Below are 22868 nucleotides of genomic sequence, written 5' to 3'. Positions count from 1 at the left end.
ACAAGATGAGTCAATTTATTAATATCGGTTATGGAAACATTGTAGCAGTTGAGCGTATTGTAGCGATTGTTACAGCTGAGTCAGCACCTATTAAAAGATTAATTACAAAAGCAAGAGAAGAGTCACAGCTTATAGATGCGACCCAAGGGCGCAAAACAAGAGGAGTGATTATTACAGATAATCATCAGGTCATCTTGTCGGCTCTTCAACCAGAGACCATGGCAAGTAGATTGGGAAGTCCTAAAGAATAAAGAAAAAGGAGTACGGCAATGAAAGAAGGATTAAAAATCGTTTTATCAGGACCATCAGGGTCAGGAAAAGGGACAATTGTAAAGGAACTGATTAAAAATGAGCAATTTTTACTTTCTATTTCCGCTACAACACGTCAGCCTAGACAAGGGGAAGAAGAAGGTGTACACTATTTCTTTAAGACAAAAGAAGCGTTTGAAAAAATGATTGCACAAGATGAGCTTTTAGAATATGCTTGTTTTTGTGATAACTATTATGGTACACCTAAGGCTTTTATTGAGGAAAGTGTAAAAAAAGGAAAAGATGTTATACTAGAAATAGAAGTACAGGGAGCACAGCAAATTAAGGAAATTTACCCTGATGCTATTTTTATCTTTGTTATTCCACCTTCATTAGCAGAACTTGAAAGTCGTTTAGTTGGAAGAGGAACAGAGGAAAGAAATATAATTGATCAAAGATTAAAACGTGCCAAAGAAGAACTTGCGCTTTATACAACGTATGATTATATTGTAGTAAATGACCGTTTGGTTGAGGCTATAGAAGACATTAATCGTATTGTAGGTGCGGAAAAGTTAAGAAGCTGTCATTACGCAGCAGAAATAGAAGAAATTATTCATAACTAGGAGGATTTAAAATGTTACAACCATCTTATACCCAAATCATGCAAAAGCTTAATAAAGAAGGTACTTCAAAGCTTACAAGTCGTTATTCTATTGTTATTGCTGCTTCAAAAAGAGCTAGAAATATTATTGATGTGATTAATGAGCAAGCAGCAGCCACTAAAGAAGCAGACAAAACAGGTGAAAGAATCATTGACCCAGAAAAGATTAAAGAAGCTGCTAGACTTAATGAAATGTTAAAATCTAAGAAACCTATTTCTATTGCAGTTGATGAAATTTATGAAGGCAAAATGCGTATGAGAGAATTTCATCCACCAGTAGAAGAGACAGAAGAAGTAGAAGAAAGTAACTAAGGAAAAAGACTTAAGAAGTCTGTCAACAATTGTTGGCAGACTTCTTAAGTATAGATGAAAGAACAACTATTGATAGAGGAAGAAGTGAAAGAAGATGCCTTGCTATGCACAAATTATTATTCAGTTTGCAACAGTGAATGAGATCGACCGTCCTTTTACTTATGAGGTAGCACCTGAAATAAGTTCACGCATCCAAGTAGGGCAACGTGTAAAAGTACCTTTTGGTAGATATAATCACTTACAACTAGGTTATGTGGTTAAGCTTATGAATGAGGTTCAAGAAACAGGGTATCGTCTAAAAAAAGTAGTGGTTCTAATTGACGAAAAACCGATTTTAGATAATAAGCAGTTAGAACTCATAAGCTTTATTGTAGATTATTATGCAACGAGCTATGCAGCCGCAATAGATGTTGTTTTGCCACCAGGTTTAAAAGAAGAGCCTATTGCAGTAGAGGAAATGAGTGAAAAGAAGGTAAGACTTGTAGAGGATCGTATTAAACTTAAAGCTTATTGTAATGCCAATGCTCATAAGCAAACTTTTGCAAAGCAAAAATGGTTAATTGATTACTTAAGAGAGCATACTGACATCAATCAAAAGGAGTTATTGGCTTTACCTGAGGTAAGCGCTTCTTCTTTAAAAACACTAGAAAAAAATGGATGTATTTATATAGAGGAAGAAAAAGTTGTTTATCGTCCAGATCCTATTTGTGAAATGCGTTTTAAAACTTTAAATGATCAACAAGAGCAAGCAGTGCAATATTTAAAGGCTTTAAATGAAGCAAATGTATATCGTACCATTTTACTAGAAGGTGTTACAGGAAGTGGGAAGACGGAAGTTTTCTTACATGCTATTAGAGAGGTTCTTATGCATGGAGGAACTGCTTTAGTGTTGGTACCGGAGATTGCATTAACAGACCAAACCTTATTTCGATTTAAAGAACGCTTTGGTAACCGAGTTGCATTAAGCCATAGTAGAATGAGTGCCAAAGAACGTCAAAGACTTTACATGAGAGCTAAAAATAATGAGGTATCTATTATAATAGGACCTAGAAGTGCTGTATTTATGCCTCTTGATAATCTTAAACTTATTGTAGTGGATGAGGCACATGAGAGTAGCTATAAATCTGAAACAACGCCTAAATATCATGCCATCGATATTGCAAAGAAACGCATGATGCAAAATAAGGGGCAAGTTTTACTGGCTACTGCTACACCTAGTATCGAAAGTTATGCTGCAGCACGAAGTGGTGAATATAGTTTGCTTACTTTGAATAAGCGAATAGGTGAAGCCGTGTTACCTGAGGTGGATATTGTAGATATGCGCCTAGAGATACAAAAAGGAAATAATTCGGTGTTAAGTCATACTTTATTTGAAGCCATTAAGGATGCACTTGAAGCTGATGGTCAAGTTATGTTATTACTTAATAGAAGAGGCTATTCTACTTTTATTAATTGTAGAAGTTGTGGACATGTGATTAAATGTGATCATTGTGATGTATCTATGACCTATCATGCTTCCCAGCAGATATTGCAATGTCACTATTGTGGTAAAACCAGTGATGTACCGGAGGTTTGTCCTGAATGTGGAAGTAAATATATTCGTTTTATGGGAAGTGGCACAGAGAAGGTAGAAGCTTACTTAAAGGAGTGCTTTGGAAATTATGGTGTGGCTAGGATGGATATGGACACTACCACAGGTAAAGAAGGACATCAAAAAATCTTATCTGCTTTTAGAAAAAAGGAAGTAAGATTACTTATTGGCACACAAATGATTGCTAAAGGGCATGATTTTCCTGCGGTTACGCTAGTAGGAGTTTTATCAGCTGATTTATCTCTTTTTATGCAAGATTTTAGAAGTAATGAGCGTACTTATCAACTCCTTACTCAAGCTATGGGAAGAGCAGGGAGAGGAAAAGAAAAAGGACGTGTTGTTATTCAAACCTATAATCCAAATCATTTAGTGATGGAAGTGATTAGAAACAATGCCCAAGAAGCTTTTTATGAGCAGGAATTAGCTAATAGAGAGATGTTAGGATATCCACCCTATACCCATATTTTCTCACTATTAGTCTCAGGTCTAGATGAAGGGGAAGTCATTCGTACTGTTCAACTCCTAAGTCAATATTATCGTTATTACAGTCAAAAAGGACAAAGTCACTTTAGGGTGATTGGACCTACTAGCGCCGTTATTAGCAAAATAGGTGATGAATATCGGTGGCGATTACTTATTATAGGAGAAGAAAGAGAAAAATTATTAATTTACGGTAAATTTTGCTTAGAAAAGTTTTATAATAAAGAAAAAGTAAGTGGCACGAAAATACAATGGGATGTAGACCCACTGGCCATGTTATAAATTAAGGAGGCAATTATGGCAATTAGAACAATTAGAACAGAAAAAGAAGAAGTTTTAAGAAAGATATCAAAACCTGTAAAAAGTTTTGATGAAAGTTTATGGACCTTATTAGATGATATGAAAGAAACAATGTATCTTGCTGAAGGTGTAGGCATTGCAGCACCTCAAGTAGGCCTACTTAAACGAGCCTTTATTGTAGATATTGGAGAAGGTCCAGTAGAGTTTGTTAACCCTGAAATTCTTGCAGTTGAAGGCGAACAATTAGGGGAAGAAGGATGTTTAAGTGTACCTAAAAGATACGGAACAGTAAGACGCCCTAACTATGTAAAAATGCGTGCGCAAGATCGAAATGGGAATGTGTTTGAGATAGAAGGAAAAGAATTTATGGCAAGAGCAATGCTTCATGAATTTGATCATTTAGAGGGCAAATTATTCGTTGACTTAGTAGAAGGCGATTTATTCGAAGTAGAGTAACAGGTAGGAAAAGAGGAAAAGGTTATGAACGTTGTATTTATGGGTACACCAGATTTTGCAGTACCAACTTTAGAAATGTTAATTGATGAAAAATATACGGTGAGTGCTGTAGTGACACAACCTGATAAGCCAAAGGGTAGAGGAAAGAAGGAAAGCATGCCACCTGTAAAAGAAGTAGCTCTTGCACATGGGCTATCAGTTTTGCAACCAGAGAAGATAAGAGGGGATGAAGCATTTTACAACCACATACAATCTTTAAATCCGGATGTTATTGTAGTAGTAGCATTTGGACAGATTTTACCTGAAAGTATATTAAATATCCCTAAATATGGTTGTATTAATATTCATGGCTCATTACTTCCTAAGTATAGAGGAGCTGCACCTATTCAATGGTCTATTATTAACGAAGAGCCAATCACAGGTGTTACGATTATGTACATGGATAAAGGCATGGATACAGGGGATATGCTGCTTAAGAAAGAGATAGTGATTGATGAAGCAGATACTTATGCTTCACTTCATGATAAAATGAAAATAGTAGGAGCAGAGGCTCTTAAAGAAGCTATGCCTATGATTATTGCCGGTGGTAAAGAAAGACAAAGGCAAGAAGAAAGTGAAGCTACTTATGCGGCACTTATTCAAAAAAGTTTAGGTGAGATTAAATGGCAAGCTTCTACAAGTAGCATCGATGCCTTAGTTAGAGGACTTAATCCTTGGCCAGGTGGTTATACTTACTATAAAGGTGAGGTAATGAAAATCTGGAAAGCAGTGAAAACGCTGAAACAAGGAGAAGGTGCGCCAGGGACCATTTTAGAAGTAAGTAAAGAGGGGATTTTTGTTAAAACTTTAGATGGAAGCCTATGCATTCAGGAAATTCAAATGCCTAATAAAAAACGTATGCCAGTTTCCGAATATATTAAGGGGAATACGCTTGATATAGGGGTGATACTAGGTATATAAGTTGAAGGAGTGAAGCGTATGCTCTACAGTTATGGAGGTAATTCTCAAATTTTATGGATTACTTTAGCTATGATGATTATACCCCTTTATGCTAGTTTAAAGGTACAAAATACTTTTAATGTTTATTCTAGAAAGCGGACCCTTTCAGGATATACAGGAGAAGAAGCAGCAAGACGTATTTTAGCAATGAACAATATTAATATTTCTATTCAACCTGTACGTGGATCAATGACAGATTTTTATGATCCTGTTAACAAGACATTGGCACTTTCTGAAAGTGTTTATAGCATGGATTCCATAGCTGCATTAGGGGTAGCTGCCCATGAAGCAGGTCATGCTATTCAAGATGCTAACGATTATGCTTTTTTACGCTTTAGACATACTATTTATCCAGTTGCTAATTTTGCGAGTCGTATATCTATGCCACTGGTATTTATTGGTTTATTCTTTGGAAGTATGCCATTCTTAGTAGATATAGGTATTTGGTTGTTTGCTATTACGACAGTATTTGCCATTGTTACATTACCGGTAGAATTTAATGCTTCTAAGAGGGCATTAGCTACGTTAGAATCAAGTGGCATTCTGGCACCAGAGGAATTAGTGGGTGCAAAAAAAGTATTAGATGCAGCAGCATTAACCTATGTGGCAGCAGCCATGGCATCTATTTTATCTTTGATTCGTTTAATTATGATTAGTAACCGCAATAATGATTAAAAATGGGGAGTGCTTTAACTCGAAGGAGGAGGCACTCTCTTTTTGGGTTGATGACCACTTTTTGCTAAAAGGATGGTTAAATGTTAGAATTAGTGGTACATTATAGTATGAAATAATAAGCATAAGTAAAAGAGAGGTTTTAGGTATGAATAAAACGGTACGCGAGCAAATCGTAGACTTATTAATAGAAATAGAAAAAGAAGCTAGTTATGCACAGCTAGTGTTGAAACGTGCCCTTCAAGATATAGATGCAAAGGATAAAGGCTTTGTCACAGAAGTCGTTTATGGAACACTAAAGTACCAGATTAAGCTAGATTATATTCTTAATCAGTTTTCAAAAACACCTGTGCATCGGATGAAACCCCTCATTAGAAATGTAATGCGTATGAGTTTGTATCAAATGTTATATCTCGATAAAGTACCTACTTCGGCAATTATTAATGAAGCAGTAAAGATTGTTAAAAAAAGAAAGTTCCAAAACCTATCAGGATTTGTGAATGGTCTTCTTAGAAATATAGATCGTCAAAGAGAACAAATTACTTATCCAGATGAAACAAAAAATTTAGTATTGGCAATGAGTATTCATTATGCCATTCCAGAATGGATGATAGAAGATTGGCTTAAGGTTTATAAAGAGGAAGAGGTAAAATCTATTTGTGAAGCACTTAATGAGAGAGCTGAGGTATGTGTACGTTATAATACGCTAAAAACAAATAAGCTAGAATTTGAAGAGACCCTTAAAGTAGAGGGCATTCAGTTAAAAGAAGGCGCTTTTTTAGAGGAAGCCTTTTATCTTAAAGGCGTAGATAACCTTCAAAATAGTCCCTCTTTTAAAAAAGGCGAATGGACAGTACAAGATGAAAGTGCTATGCTTGTAGCACATGTTATGGCGCCCCAAAAGGGTGATTGCATCTTGGATATGTGTAGCGCCCCAGGAGGTAAATCCATTCATATGGCAGAGCTTATGGCGAATGAAGGGCGTATTGTAAGTTGTGATATCCATCCACATAAGTTAGAATTAATCAAGAAGAATGCCAAGCGTATGGGGATAACCATTATTGAGCCAACTTTGCAAGACGGTACACTAAAGAATGAATGTTACGTGGAAGCTTTCGATAAAGTCTTATTAGATGCACCATGCTCTGGGTTAGGTATTATGAAGCGTAAACCAGATATAAGAACACATAAATCAAAAGAAGGGCTGCTTGAGATTGTAGCCTTACAGAAAAAGTTAGCTTTGGCAGCTATAAGCTATCTCAAGCCAGGAGGGCGATTGGTTTATAGTACGTGTACTATTTCTCATGAAGAAAATGAAGGAATGGTAAGCTATATCAAAGCGTTAGGTTTAGAATTAGAAAATATAGTAGATACTATACCTAACCCGCTAAAGAAAGCCATTAAAGAAAAAGGTATGATTCAAATTTTACCTCATATGGCTGGGACAGATGGCTTTTTCATTGCTAGTTTTAAAAAAGGAGTTTAAGTATGAATGAAATTTTAAATCATACCATAGCAGAGTTAGAAGAAATAATACTGGCTTATGGAGAAAGTAAATTTAGGGCAAAGCAGCTTTTTGAGTGGTTCCACAAAAAGATGGTTTGGGATTATGATGAAATGAATAATTTACCATTGAAGCTTAGAGATAAACTCAAGGGAAATTATCCTATCCAGCCCCTTAGAATCGTAGAAAAGCTTTGTTCAGAAATAGATGGGACAATAAAATACTTGTTTGAGTTATCAGATTCACATATAATAGAAAGTGTTTTAATGCGTTATAAACATGGTAATTCCGTATGTATTTCTTCTCAGGTAGGATGTCGTATGGGATGCAAGTTTTGTGCATCTACTGTAGAAGGACGTGTTAGAAATCTTTTACCAGCAGAGATGGTAGGACAAATTTATGCCATTTCCAAAGATACAAATGAACGCGTATCCAATATTGTTATTATGGGAAGTGGAGAACCCTTAGAAGAATTAGGGGTAACCTTAAGATTTGTGGAGCTTATTAATCATCCATCAGGACAAAATATTGGGCAACGTCATATCACTGTATCCACCTGTGGTCTTGTACCAGAAATAAAAGCCTTAGCAGAAGAGAAACTTCAAATTAATTTGGCACTTTCTCTTCATGCCACAACAGATGAGAGGCGCCAAGCAATCATGCCTATTGCTAGAAAATACAGCTTAGAAGAGGTATTGGCAGCTTGTCACTATTTCATTGAAAAAACCAACCGAAGAGTTACATTTGAATACGCATTAATTGAAGGCGAAAATGATAAGGAAGAAGATGCCAGACGTTTAGGTGGCCTTTTAAAAGGGATGCTTTGTCACGTTAATCTCATTCCTGTTAATCAAATAGATGAAAGAAGTTATAAAAGTAGTAAAGCTTCAAGTATTGAAAGGTTTAAAGGTGTTTTAGAGCAGTACAGTGTGCCTACAACATTACGTAGAACATTAGGCGCTGATATAGATGCAGCTTGTGGACAACTACGACGTAGGTATCTTAAAAAGCGAGGTGAATAGCATGCAAGCTATTGGCAAGGTAGACATTGGTAGAAAAAGAGTGCGAAACGAAGATGCCATCTTCGTTTCTAATTCACCTATTGGTATTCTGCCTAATTTATATATTGTGGCAGATGGAATGGGTGGACACAAAGCAGGAAGTATTGCAAGTGGATTAGCTATTTCATCTTTTTGTGAGTATTTAGAAGCACATAAGCATATTGATATAAAGACCCGAGAAGATGTAACTATTTTACTGAAACTAGGAATAAGAAATGCTAATCATGTTATTTATGAAAAGTCAAAGCAAGATGAAGCCTATAATGGCATGGGAACAACAATGACGGTAGCAACTGTCATAGAAGATATTGTCTATTTAGCTCATGTAGGTGACACAAGACTTTATTTAATGAATGAAGGTAGTATTTTTCAAGCCACAACAGATCATTCTTTAGTACAAGAAATGTTAGAGCAAGGTTATATTTCTGAAAATGAGACAAGGGCACATCCACAACGACACATCATTACTCGCGCAGTTGGTACATATGCAAAAGTCAAAATTGATACAGTGATGTTTGATCTAAGTAAAGTTCAGTATATGTTACTTTGTTCAGATGGATTAACATCTATGTTATCAAACGAGGAAATTCATGAGTGTGTACGTCGCAGTAGCGGGGAAGCGGAAGAAATCGTTGATTCACTCATAGAAAAAGCAAACGCAAAAGGCGGAATGGATAATATAGCAGTAATTATTGTGAAAAAATAAGAGGTGAAAAAACATGTTAACGCCAGGGACCCTATTGGGAGAACGTTATGAAATCATTGAAAAAATTGGTGCAGGTGGAATGTCTATTGTTTATAAAGCAAAGGACAATAGATTACAACGCTATGTCGCTATTAAAGAGTTAAGAGAAGAGTTCGTACAAGATGAAGAGTTTGTAGCGAAATTTAGAAAAGAAGCACTTTCAGCAGCTAGCCTTTCACATCCTAATATTGTAGGTATCTATGATGTAGGTAGTGATAAGGATTTACATTATATTGTTATGGAATATGTTGAAGGGAAAACGTTAAAAGAAGTCATTGCGGAAAAAGGACCATTTCCAGCTAAAACCGTATTAGAGTTAGGCGTGCAAATGGTATCAGCGTTAAAGCATGCCCATAGCAAGAAAATTATTCATCGTGATATTAAACCACAGAATATTTTATTAACCAATGAAGGTGTATTAAAGGTAACAGATTTTGGAATAGCTAAAGCTGTAGATTCATCTACTATTGTTGCCACCGGTAATGCCATTGGTTCTGTTCATTATTTTTCACCTGAACAAGCTAAAGGTAAGTATGTTAATGAGAGTAGTGATCTTTATTCTTGTGGTATTGTCCTTTTTGAATTAGCTACTAAGAAGCTGCCTTTTGAAGCAGATTCACATATTTCTATAGCGCTCAAGCACATTAACGAAGAAATTCCTAGACCATCAGAATTCAATAAGGCTATTCCTAAAAATTTGGAGCAACTTATTTTAAAAGCAACAAGCAAAGGTCAAATGGATCGTTATCAAAATGCAGATGAGATGCTTTATGACATGAAAGGAATATTACAAAATCCTAACTATGAAATTAAAGGCGTAGAAATTACAGAAAAAACTATTTTGTTGTCACCAGCGGATACCCAGCTGTTAAGAGAGCAAAGCAAAGAGGTAGAGGCAGACCAAGAGCCTTCTGAAAAAGAGTCTAGTATTTACGAAGAAGAAACCAGTTTTTTGCAAGATGAAGAAGAGGATGAAGAGGTTTCAAAGTTATATAAAATACTAGTGGGAGCAGGTGGTGTTTTCGCCACATTAGCTCTGGTAGTGGCTATTTCCTTAGCATGTATTTTTTGGATTCCTTCTTTAGGCAAAAATATGAATATGGTTTCTGTACCAGATTTAGAAGGAAAGACTCTTGAAGAAGCAACACAGCTTCTTAAAGAGCGTAATCTACAAATTAAAATTGCAGTAGGTAGTGATGAAGTAGGAGTGGTTATTAATCAAAAGCCATCATCAGGTGAAAAAGCTAAGAAAAAGTCTATAGTAGAAGTAGAGTTAGCTCCAGATGATAATCAAGCTCTACCAGAAGGTGAAACTGTAGAATTACTTGATTTTACAGGAGAAGACCAAAGAGATGTACTAGCTAAAATAAAAGAGTTAGGCTTAGATATTAGTGCGGTAGACATTAGACCACAAGCAGATGAAATCGTTGAAATTGGCAAAGTTATTAGTCAAACACCAGTGGGTGGTAGTATGGTTGCATCAGGAGATCCTATTGTTTTGTACGTTAGTTCAGGTCCAGACAAGAAGATTCAAATGACAACTGTTCCAGATGTTAAAGGAAGAACACCGGAGGAAGCAAGAAGTATTTTATCACAGTCGAATCTTAAATTAGGTAATGAAAAAACACAAAGTAGTGAGACTGTAGCAGAAGGACTAATTATTGATCAAGCCCTACCTGTAGGTACAGAAGTTGAAGAAGGCAGCAGTATCAATGTTATCGTAAGTACAGGTCCAGCTACGCCTGAACCATCTCCAGAACCAACACCAAGCCCAGAACCAACACCAACTACTGATCCCAATCAGCCTACAGCACCAACAGAGGTAACAAAAACATATGCATTGTCACTTCCTGTACAAATAGAGGAGGATAAGGAAAGTTATCATGTGGTAGCAGTGCTTACTTTAGCTAGTGGTTCAGATCCGGTTTTCGATGGTGTTGTGACAAAGGATCAATTTCCTATACAGCTTTCTTTAAAAGGTTCAGGTAAAGGTATCCTATCTGTAACGATTGATGGTGAGCCTAAATATGAAGACCCGATTGATTTTAATGAGGTGCAGTAAATGAGACTAGAAGGTACGATTATTAAAGGTATAGCAGGCTTTTACTATGTAGAAGCTAATAAGACTATCTATGAATGTAAAGCAAGAGGTAAATTCAGAAATAAAAACATTATCCCCGTCATAGGAGATAATGTGCTTATTAGCTTGAAAAAGGAAGAAAATTCAAATGATCGTTATTTAGAGGGAACTATAGAAGAAATTCTAGAGCGAAAAAACAGTTTAATTAGACCAGCCGTGGCTAATGTAGAACAGGCCATGGTAGTATTTTCAGTGAGTTATCCTCAGCTTCACATAGATCTTTTGGATCGCTTTTTGCTACACATTGAAAAAGAAGACATCGTCCCTTATATATTACTGAATAAAATAGACGAAGGTAATGAAAATGAATATGCTGAGCTTGTAGAACGCTACACTAAAATAGGCTATGAAGTGATTTGTTTATCAGCGAAAATGAAAATTAACACAGAACTTCTGATGCCTAAGCTACAGAATAAAACAACTGTTTTCGCAGGACCATCAGGTGTTGGAAAATCTACACTTATTAATACTATAGAAGAGAATTTGAAATTAGAAACAGGAGAGGTAAGTGATAAGATAAAAAGAGGTAAACATACCACAAGACATGTAGAGCTTATCCCATTAAGTGAAGGTGGCTTTGTACTAGATACACCAGGATTTACTTCATTACAATTAGAGGGTATGGAAGCGGATCAGCTTCAATACTATTTTCCAGAGTTTGATGCTTTCTTAGGCTCATGTAAGTTTAGAGGATGTACCCATTTACATGAACCGGGATGTGAGGTCATTAAAGCTTTAGAAAAGGGAGAAATATATGAGGAGCGCTATGAAGCATATGCAGCGTACTACAAACAATTAAAAGAGATAAGGAGATGGTAATGTGATTCATTTGAGTCCTTCAATACTTGCAGCGGATTTTGCTAATTTGCAGAAGGAGATAGAGAGTGTACAAGAGGGAGGCGCTACTTATATCCATGTGGATGTTATGGATGGTGCTTTCGTTCCTAATATTTCATTAGGTGCACCTGTAGCTAAAAGTATTCGCCCTCATATTAAGGGAGTAATGGATGTCCATTTAATGATTGAGGCACCAGAACGTTATTTAGAAGATTTTAAGGTGGCAGGTGCAGATATATTAACAGTTCATCTTGAAGCAACTCATCATATTCATAGAGTTGTTCAACGTATTCGTGATTTAGGAATGAAAGCTGGGATTTCACTTAATCCAGGAACACCTGTAAGTTTATTAGAACCCATCATAGAGGATATTGATTTAGTGCTGATTATGTCCGTTAACCCAGGCTTTGGTGGTCAAAAATTTATTCCTTATTCACTAGAGAAATTGATGCAAGTTAAAGCTCTAGCACAAAAACATAATCGCTTGGATTTACTTATTGAGGTAGATGGTGGTGTAACAATGGATAATGCAGAGGCAATTATTAAAGCAGGTGCTAATGTACTGGTGGCTGGTTCATCTGTATTTGATGGTAAAGCAGCTACGGCAAATGCAAAGGCTTTTGTAAAACTTTTTGAAAGCTGCTAAGCCCTATGAAAGTACTTATTTTAACAAATGGAGAATATGGAGACTATAGTTTTTGTCAAGAGGAAAGCCACTATGACCGAGTTATTTGTGCAGATCGTGGTATATGTCATGCTAGAGCATTAGGGATCACACCAGATTTAATAGTCGGAGATTTTGACAGTGGAAGTGAAGAGGACTTAACTTATTTTGAGAGTCAGGGCATTCGTGTGTTGCGTTTTAAACCCGAAAAAGATGAAACAGATACAGAAATTGCAGTTCAGCAAGCTATTGAAATGGGTGCAAAAGAAGTGGATATATATGGTGGGTTAGGAAGTAGATTAGATCATAGCCTAGCTAATATTCATCTTTTATACCCTCTATTAAAAAGAGGAATAAGTGGACGTTTGTTAAATCCCAATAATAGTGTATCTTTAGCGATGCATCAGTGCATCATTAAAGGGGAAAAAGGAGATTTGGTAAGTCTTATTCCTTTTGCGGGTGATGTAGAAGGGGTGACAACAACAGGACTGGCCTATGCGCTTCACAATGCTACTATACCTATAGGGACAAGTCTTGGAATTAGCAACTATTTACTAGGTCAGGTAGCAGAAGTAACAATGAAAAAAGGTGTTTTGATAGTCATTAAAGCAAATGATTAAAATTTAAGTCATAGAGAATAGATTTTAGAAATATGATAAAAATAAAAGCGATTACCGAAAGGTAATCGCTTTATTTATAGCAAGCTTGTAACTACGCACGTGCTACTAAGTTTGAACGTAAGCAACGTGTACAAACATTCATAGTTTTAACAGCTCCGTTTTGGTTAACTCTAACTTTTCTAACATTAGACTTCCACATTTTGTTAGATCTTCTATGAGAGTGGCTCACTTTAATACCAAAATGTACGTCTTTTGAACAAATTTCGCATTTTGCCAATTTGAACACCTCCTTGTCTTAAATCCGTGACATAACAAGGGTTATTGTAACAGATAATAGGACATATTGCAAGTAGTAGGACGTTTAATTTTTTGGAAAAATTCACTTTCCGATGATTTGGATGTATAAAGGCTTTTTTATTTGACAATGATGTGATATAATGATAAAAAATTTAATTAAATTGAAATGAGTATGGACTAGATGAGGAGGTCTATTTATGCCAAGTAATTTTTCAAATGAATATGGTCATATAATAATCAACGAAGAAGTTATTGCACAGATTAGTGGTGTAACAGCTATGGAGTGTTATGGCGTTGTTGGCATGGCCGCTAGAAACGTAAAAGACGGCATTGTACATCTATTAAAGGGTGAAAGCTTAACTAAAGGGATAGCCGTGCGTTTAAATGAAAATAAAGCCAATATTGACTTTCATGTTATAGTCGAATACGGTACTAAGATTTCTGCTGTAGCAGATAACCTAATGAGTACAGTAAAATACAAAGTAAAAGATGCACTTGGTATTGAAGTCGAAAGTATTCGTATCTTCATTGAGGGTGTAAGAGTAGATAAAGAATAATAGTTTGTATAAGAACCTTGATGGGTTTGAGGAGGCATATAAAGTGGAAGTTAGAAAAATAGATGCAGCTCAGCTTCAAGCAATGTTTATTGCAGGAGCTCAGCTACTAGATGAAAAGAAGCAGATGGTTAATGAAATGAATGTCTTTCCAGTGCCAGATGGTGATACAGGAACTAATATGTCATTAACAATCTTAGCGGCTGCAAAGGAAGTAGAAGCTGCTACTAAAGTAGATTATAGCTCTATTGCTAAGGCAGCAGCAACAGGTTCTTTAAGAGGAGCTAGAGGAAACTCAGGTGTTATTTTATCTCAGCTTATTAGAGGCTTTTCAAAAAGTATTACGGAAGCTACAGAGAATGGAGAAGAAATTGATACTGTAGTACTTGCTAATGCTTTCCAAAAAGGAGTAGATACAGCTTATAAAGCAGTTATGAAACCTAAAGAAGGAACAATCTTAACTGTAGCAAGAGAGATTGCAATTAAAGCTCTTGAGATGAGCCTTGAAACAGCAGATATGAATGTGTTTATTGAAAGTGTGCTTCAACATGGTTATGAAACACTTAATAAAACACCAGATATGCTTCCAGTTTTAAAAGAAGCTGGTGTTGTAGATGCAGGTGGACAAGGATTACTATGCATATTAGAAGGTGCAGCCCGTGTTATTATTGAAAACCTTCAAATTGAAATTAAAAAACCGACAGTAGCGCCAAACGAAGCAGCATTTGCGGCACTTAAGAATTTTAATACAGAAGATATTACCTTTGGTTATTGTACAGAATTTATTGCAACTAAAAACCAAGGTTCTAAATATGAAGAAGAAAGTTTTAAAGCGTACCTTGAAAGTATTGGTGATAGTATTGTAGTCGTATCGGATGAGGAATATGTAAAGGTACATGTACACACAGATAATCCGGGACTAGCTCTTCAAAAAGCACTTGAATTTGGTGCACTTCATAACTTAAAAATTGAGAATATGAGAGAGCAACATTCTTCTATTTTTAATGAAGGTGAAGAAGCAAGTAGCGAACCTAAGAAAGACCTAGGTTTTGTTTCTATTGCTGCAGGTAGTGGTATTGCAGAAATTATGAAAAGCTTAGGGGTTGACCAAGTGATTGAGGGTGGTCAAACCATGAATCCTAGTACAGAAGATATTTTAAAAGCGGTTAAAGCATGTCATGCTGAAAAAGTAGTTGTGCTACCTAATAATAAAAATATTATTTTAGCTGCAGAGCAAGCAGCAGCTATAGATGAAGAAACAAAAGTTTTTGTACTACCAACAACAACTATGCCTCAAGGTATTGCAGCTATGATTGCCAAGGATGGCCATGATGGAGATGTTGAAGAGTTAATGGAAGATATGAAGGAAGCTGTATCAGGTGTACAGACAGCTCAGATTACCATTGCTGTAAGAGATACAACTTTAGAAGGTGAAAATATTATAGATGGTGAATACCTAGGGATGTTAGAAGGACGTATTGTAGTACATCACAAAGATTTAAAAGTAACTTTCAATGAATTGCTTAAAAAAATGAAAGAAGATGCTGAAGTTATTACTGTGTATTACGGCGAAGAAATCACAGAAGAAGTGGCTAAAGATTATCAAAAAGATGCAGAAGCTATTTTTGAAGATGCAGACGTTGAACTTTACCATGGGAACCAACCTGTATATTACTTTATGATTTCTGCAGAATAAGCATAAACTCATAGGCAATTCCATACAATGTGTGTGGATTTGCCTTTTTTATGTGGAAAGGAGGAGGAAGGGTGCTTTTAAGTGATTCCATTAATGAACTTAAAGGGGTAGGAGACAAAGTAGGAGATAAACTTAGAAAATTAGGGATTTATACCTTGAAGGATATGATAGAACACTATCCTAGAGAATATGAGGACCGTAGACAAATTACGCCTCTTGCTGCATGTGAATTAGATGAACCGCAAAATGTGCTGGTAACGGTATGTAGTAAGCCACAAATTGCTAAGAAAGGGAATAAGATTTTAGTCAGTTTTCGAGTGAAAGATGAGACAAGTAGCATTATGGTTACTTTTTTTGGACAAGCTTATATGCGTAACAACTTTGTTATGGGTGAAAAATATTTACTTTATGGGAAAATCAAACATAAGTATGGTCAATTAGAAATGGATTCTCCTGAATATCAAAAGGTAGCTGATCCCTCAAAATTAGGGACAGTAGCTAAAATTACCCCTATTTATCCTACAACGCAGAAGTTATCACAAAAAGTGATTAGGGGTTTAATAGAACACTGTTTAAATGAGGTGCTACCAGAAGTCAAAGATCCTCTTCCAGAACGCATTATTAAGCAATATCATCTTGTAAGTAAAGAGGAAGCCTTAAGGGGGATTCACTTTCCAAAGGATTCAGAGCATTTTTTTGAAGCAAGAAAACGCCTTGTATTTGAGGAGCTTTTTATGCTGCAGCTTTCCTTATATCAATTAAAAGCGGACTTTGCCACTAAGCTCATGGGAATTGCTCATGATGTAACATCAGAATTAAAAGCTTTTATGGCTTCTTTACCATTTGAGCTGACTGGTGCACAGAAAAGGGTGATGCGTGAGATTGTAGGCGATATGAAAAGTCCTTATGCAATGAATCGTTTAGTACAAGGAGATGTAGGCTCAGGGAAAACGGTTATTGCAGCCATCAGTTTATTTTTAGTTGTTAAAGATGGCTTCCAAGGTGCACTTATGGCTCCGACTGAGGTATTAGTTGTGCAGCACTATGAATTCATCAAAGGAATTATGGAGCCATTTGGTATACAAGTTGGTCTTTTAACAGGCTCTACCACAGCTAAACAAAAAAGAGAATTGTTAGCGGCTATTAAAACCAATGAAATCCAGATTGTAGTGGGAACCCATGCCTTGATTGAAGATAATGTGGAAATACCAAACCTAGGATTAGTGATTACCGATGAACAACATCGTTTTGGAGTAAGGCAGCGTTTAAAATTAACAGAGAAAGGTCATTTGCCAGATGTAATGGTTATGACAGCTACACCTATTCCTAGGACTTTAGCACTTATTTTATATGGGGATATGGATATCTCCATTATTGATGAGTTGCCACCAGGAAGGCAACCTATTCGTACGAATGCTGTAGATTCAGCTTATCATCCACGGATTTATCGCTTTATAGAAAAGCAAATCGAAGCAGGTAGACAATGTTATATTATTTGTCCTATGGTAGAAGAAAGTGAAAAGACTAGTGAGCTTAAAAATGTAATAGAGTATACAGAGTATTTAAAAACACAGGTGTTTCCTCATATTCCTATAGCTTATTTACATGGTAAGATGAAGCCAAAAGAAAAAAATGAGATTATGGCACAGTTTGCAAGAGCAGAGACTAAAATTCTTGTGTCTACTACCGTTATTGAAGTAGGGGTTAATGTGCCAAATGCAACGATTATCTTAATTGAAAATGCAGAAAGGTTTGGACTTGCTCAACTGCACCAATTACGTGGACGGGTAGGTCGTGGCAAACATCAATCTTATTGCGTTTTAGTAAGTGATTCAAAAAATAAAGTGACGAAAAAAAGGCTCAAAATTATGGAAGAGAGTACAGATGGCTTTGTTATTGCAGAAACGGATCTTAAACTTAGAGGACCAGGAGAATTTTTTGGGACGAAGCAACATGGCCTTCCAGAAATGAAAATTGCCAATCTTTATACGGATGCTAAAGTGCTAGGTGAAGTACAAGGGTGTGTGAAAAATCTATTAGCAATAGATCCAAATTTAGGCGAAACCCAGAATAATCAATTGCTGCAGGAGATTCAAGCAAGGTTAAACGAACAATCATTGCATAATGCTTTATAATTGAAGAGCAATGAAGAATTAAAAGGCAATAAAGAAGTAATAATGAATAGTGAAAAACTAAAAAGCAATTAAGAATGAGCCATTAGAAAGACTAGTGAGAAATTTTGACATAAAAATAATAAGTACTAATCCTGAGAAATGTTTTAATTAACAATTCTCCATTCTTTATTTTTTACTATTAATTGCCTTAAAAAGGAGGATACATTGTGAGAGTAATAAGTGGGCGTTGTAGAGGCACACATCTTGAAGCACCAGAGGGGATGAATACAAGACCTACAACAGATAGAATTAAAGAAACTTTATTTAATATGATTGCTTTTGATATACCAGAGTGTGAGTTCTTAGATTTATTTAGTGGCAGCGGTGCCATGGCCATAGAGGCCTTAAGCCGTGGTGGTAAACGAGCTGTTCTTGTAGAAAAAGATACTAAAGCTTTAGCCTGTATCGAACAGAATTTAGAAAAGGCGCGTTTAAAGGCCGAAGCTAAAGTAGTGGCGTCTGATGTATTTGAAGCATTAAAAAGATTAGAAGGAGAACAATTTGATATTATCTTTATGGATCCACCGTATGCCTTGGAAAATATACAAACTGTTCTAGAAATATTAGCTAAAAAGAAATTTTTAAAGGAAGACGGCTACATTATTCTCGAAAGAAGTACAAAGACTATTGTAAAGTTACCTCAAAATTTGGTATTATGGAAAGAAAAGCAGTATAAAACAACTACACTTAGTTTTATAAGAAGGGATATGGGCAGTGAATAGAGGGATTTATCCAGGAAGTTTTGATCCAATGACTAATGGACATCTAGATATTATTACAAGAGCAGCTAAAATAGTAGATGAACTCATTGTGGCAGTACTCCTTAATCCTAAAAAAGGTACAGGACTATTATCTGTTGAAGAGCGAATAGCTGTTATGAAGGAAGCGACTAAACATTTAGAAAATGTAAAAATTGATAGCTTTTCAGGTTTATTAGTAGATTTTGCTCATCAAAAACAAGCTAGAGTGATTATTAGGGGACTTCGCAATGGCTCAGATTTTGAGCAAGAGATGAATATGGCACAAATAAATAGTAGCTTATTAAAGGGTCTAGAAACAGTCTTTTTAATGACAGCACCAGAGCATGCTTATATGAGTTCCACTGCTGTAAGAGAAATTGTTTGTTTTGGTGGCGAATATGAAGCTTTTGTACCACCAGCTGTAGCCGATAAGTTAAAAATAAATAAGATGAGGGGTAGATAAAGTGGAAAATGCAAGATGTGGTGAAATCGCACTTTTATTAGACCAACTAGAAGACTTAATTGATGAAGGCAAAACCAGCTTTTTATCTGGAAAGATTTCCATTGATAAGGATGCTATGATTGAGCTAGTAAGAGAGATTAGATTAAAACTGCCTACAGAAGTACAACAATCAGTGTGGATTGTAGAAGAAAGGAATAAAATTCTTTCAGAAGCACAAAAAGAAGCACACCTTATTGTAGAAGAAGCTAGAGAACAAGCACAAGCGATGATTGAAAGAAATGAAATTACTCAGTTCGCAAGAGAGCGTGCAACTTCTATTGTAGAAACTGCAAAAGAGGATGCAAAACAAATTCATAGAGGGTCTATTGAATATGCACAAGATACTTGTCGTGATATGGAACAACATCTCAAAAATACATTAGAAGCTGTTCATGACGAGGTACAAAATTTTGAAGCTTATATTACAGATATGCTTCGTCAAGTATATGATAATAGACAAGAACTTAAAGAAATGGGTATTCAATTAGATAAAGAAGCAGAATAATGCGCTTAAAATAAAATGAGAAAAATAGCACCTATGGTGTTATTTTTTTTTGATTTCATCACATAATAATAAAATAAGGATTGATAAGAAGCTACGTTTTATACATAGACAAATGGAAAACAAATGCCTATAATAAAAGTATTGACAATATCAACCAATTACAAGTATTAGGAGGGGAAGCTGTGGCTTATCCAATTAAAGGATATTTATTACAACAATCAGAATATATTAAGGAAATTGATAGCGAGGCAGATATTTATATACATGAAGCAACAAAAGCAAAGGTATTACTTATTGCCAATAAAGATCCACATAAAAGTTTTTGTATAGGTTTTCGTACACCACCCAAGGATAGTACAGGAGTACCACATATTATTGAGCACTCTGTATTATGTGGTTCCAGAAAATATCCACTCAAAGATCCTTTCGTAGAGCTAGCTAAAGGATCGCTTAATACGTATTTAAATGCAATGACTTATCCAGATAAAACACTTTATCCAATTTCAAGCCAAAATGATAAAGACTTTCAAAATCTTATGGATGTTTATTTAGATGCAGTATTTTTCCCAAATATTTATAAGCAAAAAGAAATTCTCATGCAAGAGGGGTGGCGTTATCACCTAGAGGATGTAAAGGCACCTATTGAGTATAAAGGTGTTGTTTACAATGAGATGAAGGGTGCTTTTTCATCTCCAGAGGAAATTGGATTTAGATTGATTAAAGAAACCCTATTTCCGCATACCACTTATGCACATGAGTCAGGTGGTGCACCTGCACATATTCCAGACTTAAGCTATGAAGCTTTCATAGATTTTCATAAGTCATATTATCATCCATCTAATAGCTATATTTGTTTGTATGGAGACATGGACCCTGAGAAAACATTAGAATATATTGATAAAGAATATTTATCAAAATTCAGTTATATGGAGATTGATAGTCATATAGCTGAGGAGCTAGCTTTTAAAGAGGTAGTAACTAAGACAGCGTATTACTCTGCAACACCGGATAAAGATAATGGTCTATTTTTATCTTATAACTTTGTAGTAGGAGATGTAGGTAATCGTCAGTTGATGTTAGCCATGTCTATTTTAGAATATGTGCTTTTAGACACACCTGCTTCACCACTTAAAAAAGCACTTATTGCAGAGGGCATTGGAGAAGATGTCTATGGAGCTTTTCAAACTCATTTAAAACAACCAGTGTTTACAATTGTAGGTAAAAATGTAGTAGAGGATAAAAAGCAACGTTTTTATGAGGTCATTCATGAAGTATTAGAAGATTTAGCTAAAAATGGATTACCTGAGCATTTATTAAAAGGTGCCTTACAAGTTAAAGAGTTTGAATTAAGAGAAGGTGATTCTAGCGGTTATTCAAAAGGTTTATTTTATAGTTTAGCAGCTATGAAAAGTTGGATTTATGATGCTTCTCCTTTTGTGTATTTAAAATATGAAGAAGAACTAGCAGCCTTAAAAACTAATTTGAAAAATGGGTATTATGAAGAACTCATCAAACAACATATTTTAAACAATAAGCATTGTGCAAAGGTGGAGCTATATCCTAAAGTTGGACTAGAGAAGGAAATAGAAGATGCAGTTACAGAAAAGTTAGCAGCATATAAAGCTAGTCTTAGTGAGAAAGAACTACAAGCTTTAATAGACGCAACTAAGCACTTTAATGCTTTTCAAATGACGCCAGATGCAGAAGGTGCAGCAGAGTGTATTCCACTCTTACAAAGAGAAGACCTAAGACGCAAAGCAAAATATCCAAAGTATGTCGTTAGAAAAGAACAGGAAACAGATTATGTGGTAACTACAGTATTCACCAATAAAATTGCTTATGTGAATTGGCATATCAGTTTAATAGGTATAGAAGATAAATACATGCCTTATTTGGGGATGATTGTAGGTATGCTAGGTAAGTTAGATACGAAACACTACACCTATGAAGCACTATCTAGTCACATTGATGAGCACATTGGTAGTATGTCTTATCATATTCAAGCATTAAATGATGCCAATCAAAGAGACGGTTATCTACCTACTTTTCTGATTCAGTCGAAAGCTCTTATTAATGAAGTTTCTGAGCAAGTACGTATGATGGGTGAAATATTACAAAATACCTTATTTGATAATGCTGATCGTTTATTAGAAATCATACGTGAGATGAAAGCACTTATGGAATCGGCTATAAGTAGTGAAGGACATCGCATTGCTTATAGTAGATTACTAGCACATCTCTCTAGCACAGAGCTTTTTGAAGAAAAAACAAAGGGTATTACTTTTTATCATTTTGTTTGTGATATTGAGAAAAACTGGTCTAGTGTAAAAGATCAAACTATAAGTGCATTAAAAGAAGCTTATGGTTATTTGGCTAATAAAAAACGTATCACGGTAGGCTTAACAGTTGATGAGGAAGAAGCTTCTCAAATCATTCCTATTATTCAAAATCAGATAGATGACTTACCAGAAGAAAAGATAGAGCCTCTTGTGATGAAATTTGATGTAACAGAAGAAAAAGAAGCTATGATTTATCCAAGTAATGTTAACTATGTGGCAATGGGTTATAATTTTAAAGAGCAAGGCTATAATTATCATGGTGGCATGTTGATGTTAAAAACTGTTTTATCTATGGACTATTTATGGAGTAAAGTTCGTGTACAAAATGGTGCCTACGGTTGCTTCTGTGATTTTAGGCGTAGTGGTAATATGTTCTTTGTATCTTATCGTGATCCTAATATTGATCAAACTCTAGAGCTCTACAAAGAAATACCAAGCTATTTAGAAGTACTTCAACTTTCAGACAGGGAGTTATTACAGTATTTAATCGGAACTATTAGTCAAATGGATTTTCCATTTACACCTGCTACCGAGGGAAAAACAGCTCAGACTTACTACTTGATGGGAATCAAAGAGCATCAGCTTCAACAAAGCAGAGATGAACTCTTTGCAACAACTAATGAAACACTTAAGCAATTTGCACCTCTTGTAAAAGAATGCTTAGAAAAAGAATATTATTGCGTATTTGGAAATGCACAAAATGTAGAAAATGCGCAAACTGAATTTAAAGATCAAACAATTGTTTAAGAATCAAAATGCCCTAGAAATAA

22 protein-coding genes are annotated in these 22868 nt (G+C 35.5%); 21 read left to right on the top strand and 1 reads right to left on the bottom strand.

Going from position 1 to position 22868, the window contains the following annotated elements; all coding sequences use genetic code 11:
* The first annotated feature begins 5 nt into the window (after nucleotides 1–5).
* From QTL86_RS08535 to QTL86_RS08470, 14 genes are all read left to right on the top strand, one after another.
* Complete coding sequence (locus QTL86_RS08535; protein ID WP_013656789.1) at nucleotides 6–251, top strand: DUF370 domain-containing protein; 246 nt, start codon at nucleotides 6–8, stop codon at nucleotides 249–251.
* Nucleotides 252–269: 18 nt separating this feature from the next.
* Nucleotides 270–872 carry a guanylate kinase gene (gmk, locus tag QTL86_RS08530; RefSeq protein ID WP_127066377.1) on the top strand — a complete coding sequence of 201 codons (603 nt, stop codon included), beginning with the start codon at nucleotides 270–272 and terminating at the stop codon, nucleotides 870–872.
* A gap of 11 nt (nucleotides 873–883) precedes the next feature.
* A complete protein-coding gene (gene rpoZ, locus QTL86_RS08525) occupies nucleotides 884–1222 on the top strand; it encodes a DNA-directed RNA polymerase subunit omega (protein ID WP_410496976.1) in 339 nt (112 codons plus the stop codon).
* A gap of 94 nt (nucleotides 1223–1316) precedes the next feature.
* Nucleotides 1317–3575: a primosomal protein N' gene (priA, locus tag QTL86_RS08520; RefSeq protein WP_410496975.1), complete on the top strand. Its 2259-nt coding sequence runs from the start codon at nucleotides 1317–1319 to the stop codon at nucleotides 3573–3575.
* A 15-nt stretch (nucleotides 3576–3590) separates the two neighbouring features.
* Complete coding sequence (def, locus tag QTL86_RS08515; protein WP_127066380.1) at nucleotides 3591–4049, top strand: peptide deformylase; 459 nt, start codon at nucleotides 3591–3593, stop codon at nucleotides 4047–4049.
* A gap of 24 nt (nucleotides 4050–4073) precedes the next feature.
* Entirely contained in the window at nucleotides 4074–5009 is a 936-nt protein-coding gene (gene fmt, locus QTL86_RS08510) for a methionyl-tRNA formyltransferase (protein ID WP_127066381.1), read from the top strand.
* A gap of 18 nt (nucleotides 5010–5027) precedes the next feature.
* Nucleotides 5028–5723 carry a zinc metallopeptidase gene (locus tag QTL86_RS08505; RefSeq protein WP_127066382.1) on the top strand — a complete coding sequence of 232 codons (696 nt, stop codon included), beginning with the start codon at nucleotides 5028–5030 and terminating at the stop codon, nucleotides 5721–5723.
* A 145-nt stretch (nucleotides 5724–5868) separates the two neighbouring features.
* Nucleotides 5869–7206, top strand: coding sequence for a 16S rRNA (cytosine(967)-C(5))-methyltransferase RsmB (rsmB, locus tag QTL86_RS08500; RefSeq protein ID WP_410496974.1), 1338 nt, complete (start codon nucleotides 5869–5871; stop codon nucleotides 7204–7206).
* A gap of 2 nt (nucleotides 7207–7208) precedes the next feature.
* Nucleotides 7209–8246 carry a 23S rRNA (adenine(2503)-C(2))-methyltransferase RlmN gene (rlmN, locus tag QTL86_RS08495; RefSeq protein ID WP_410496973.1) on the top strand — a complete coding sequence of 346 codons (1038 nt, stop codon included), beginning with the start codon at nucleotides 7209–7211 and terminating at the stop codon, nucleotides 8244–8246.
* Nucleotides 8194–8991, top strand: a complete 798-nt coding sequence (locus QTL86_RS08490; protein ID WP_127066385.1) for a Stp1/IreP family PP2C-type Ser/Thr phosphatase — start codon at nucleotides 8194–8196, stop codon at nucleotides 8989–8991. The genes rlmN and QTL86_RS08490 overlap by 53 nt, the downstream gene beginning before the upstream one ends.
* A gap of 13 nt (nucleotides 8992–9004) precedes the next feature.
* A complete protein-coding gene (pknB, locus tag QTL86_RS08485) occupies nucleotides 9005–11092 on the top strand; it encodes a Stk1 family PASTA domain-containing Ser/Thr kinase (protein WP_410496972.1) in 2088 nt (695 codons plus the stop codon).
* On the top strand, nucleotides 11093–11989 hold the full coding sequence (gene rsgA / locus QTL86_RS08480) for a ribosome small subunit-dependent GTPase A (RefSeq protein WP_410496971.1): 897 nt from the start codon (nucleotides 11093–11095) through the stop codon (nucleotides 11987–11989).
* Between the two features lies 1 nt (nucleotide 11990).
* Nucleotides 11991–12653, top strand: coding sequence for a ribulose-phosphate 3-epimerase (gene rpe, locus QTL86_RS08475; protein WP_410496970.1), 663 nt, complete (start codon nucleotides 11991–11993; stop codon nucleotides 12651–12653).
* A 5-nt stretch (nucleotides 12654–12658) separates the two neighbouring features.
* Nucleotides 12659–13291 carry a thiamine diphosphokinase gene (locus QTL86_RS08470; protein WP_013656802.1) on the top strand — a complete coding sequence of 211 codons (633 nt, stop codon included), beginning with the start codon at nucleotides 12659–12661 and terminating at the stop codon, nucleotides 13289–13291.
* A gap of 91 nt (nucleotides 13292–13382) precedes the next feature.
* Here QTL86_RS08470 and rpmB read toward each other — a convergent pair whose 3' ends face one another.
* Complete coding sequence (gene rpmB, locus QTL86_RS08465) at nucleotides 13383–13568, bottom strand: 50S ribosomal protein L28 (RefSeq protein ID WP_013656803.1); 186 nt, start codon at nucleotides 13566–13568, stop codon at nucleotides 13383–13385.
* A 217-nt stretch (nucleotides 13569–13785) separates the two neighbouring features.
* Between rpmB and QTL86_RS08460 the strand changes: the two genes are divergently transcribed.
* From QTL86_RS08460 to QTL86_RS08430, 7 genes are all read left to right on the top strand, one after another.
* Nucleotides 13786–14145: an Asp23/Gls24 family envelope stress response protein gene (locus QTL86_RS08460; protein WP_013656804.1), complete on the top strand. Its 360-nt coding sequence runs from the start codon at nucleotides 13786–13788 to the stop codon at nucleotides 14143–14145.
* A gap of 43 nt (nucleotides 14146–14188) precedes the next feature.
* Complete coding sequence (locus tag QTL86_RS08455; RefSeq protein WP_410496969.1) at nucleotides 14189–15838, top strand: DAK2 domain-containing protein; 1650 nt, start codon at nucleotides 14189–14191, stop codon at nucleotides 15836–15838.
* 71 nt (nucleotides 15839–15909) lie between these two features.
* A complete protein-coding gene (recG, locus tag QTL86_RS08450) occupies nucleotides 15910–17973 on the top strand; it encodes an ATP-dependent DNA helicase RecG (RefSeq protein ID WP_410496968.1) in 2064 nt (687 codons plus the stop codon).
* Between the two features lie 206 nt (nucleotides 17974–18179).
* A complete protein-coding gene (gene rsmD / locus QTL86_RS08445) occupies nucleotides 18180–18734 on the top strand; it encodes a 16S rRNA (guanine(966)-N(2))-methyltransferase RsmD (protein WP_410496967.1) in 555 nt (184 codons plus the stop codon).
* The gene (coaD, locus tag QTL86_RS08440; RefSeq protein ID WP_013656808.1) at nucleotides 18727–19215 is read left to right on the top strand and encodes a pantetheine-phosphate adenylyltransferase; all 489 of its coding nucleotides are present in this window, start codon (nucleotides 18727–18729) and stop codon (nucleotides 19213–19215) included. Before rsmD ends, coaD begins: the two co-directional genes overlap by 8 nt.
* A gap of 1 nt (nucleotide 19216) precedes the next feature.
* On the top strand, nucleotides 19217–19759 hold the full coding sequence (locus QTL86_RS08435) for an ATPase (protein WP_127066389.1): 543 nt from the start codon (nucleotides 19217–19219) through the stop codon (nucleotides 19757–19759).
* A 182-nt stretch (nucleotides 19760–19941) separates the two neighbouring features.
* The gene (locus QTL86_RS08430) at nucleotides 19942–22845 is read left to right on the top strand and encodes an insulinase family protein (RefSeq protein ID WP_410496966.1); all 2904 of its coding nucleotides are present in this window, start codon (nucleotides 19942–19944) and stop codon (nucleotides 22843–22845) included.
* Nucleotides 22846–22868: the final 23 nt, after the last annotated feature.

The sequence above is a fragment of the Cellulosilyticum sp. ST5 genome (assembly GCF_046529625.1).
Taxonomy (GTDB): Bacteria; Bacillota; Clostridia; order Lachnospirales; family Cellulosilyticaceae; genus Cellulosilyticum; species Cellulosilyticum lentocellum.
Note: the sequence above shows the minus strand (reverse complement) of the source record. Positions and strands in the feature narration are given on the sequence as shown.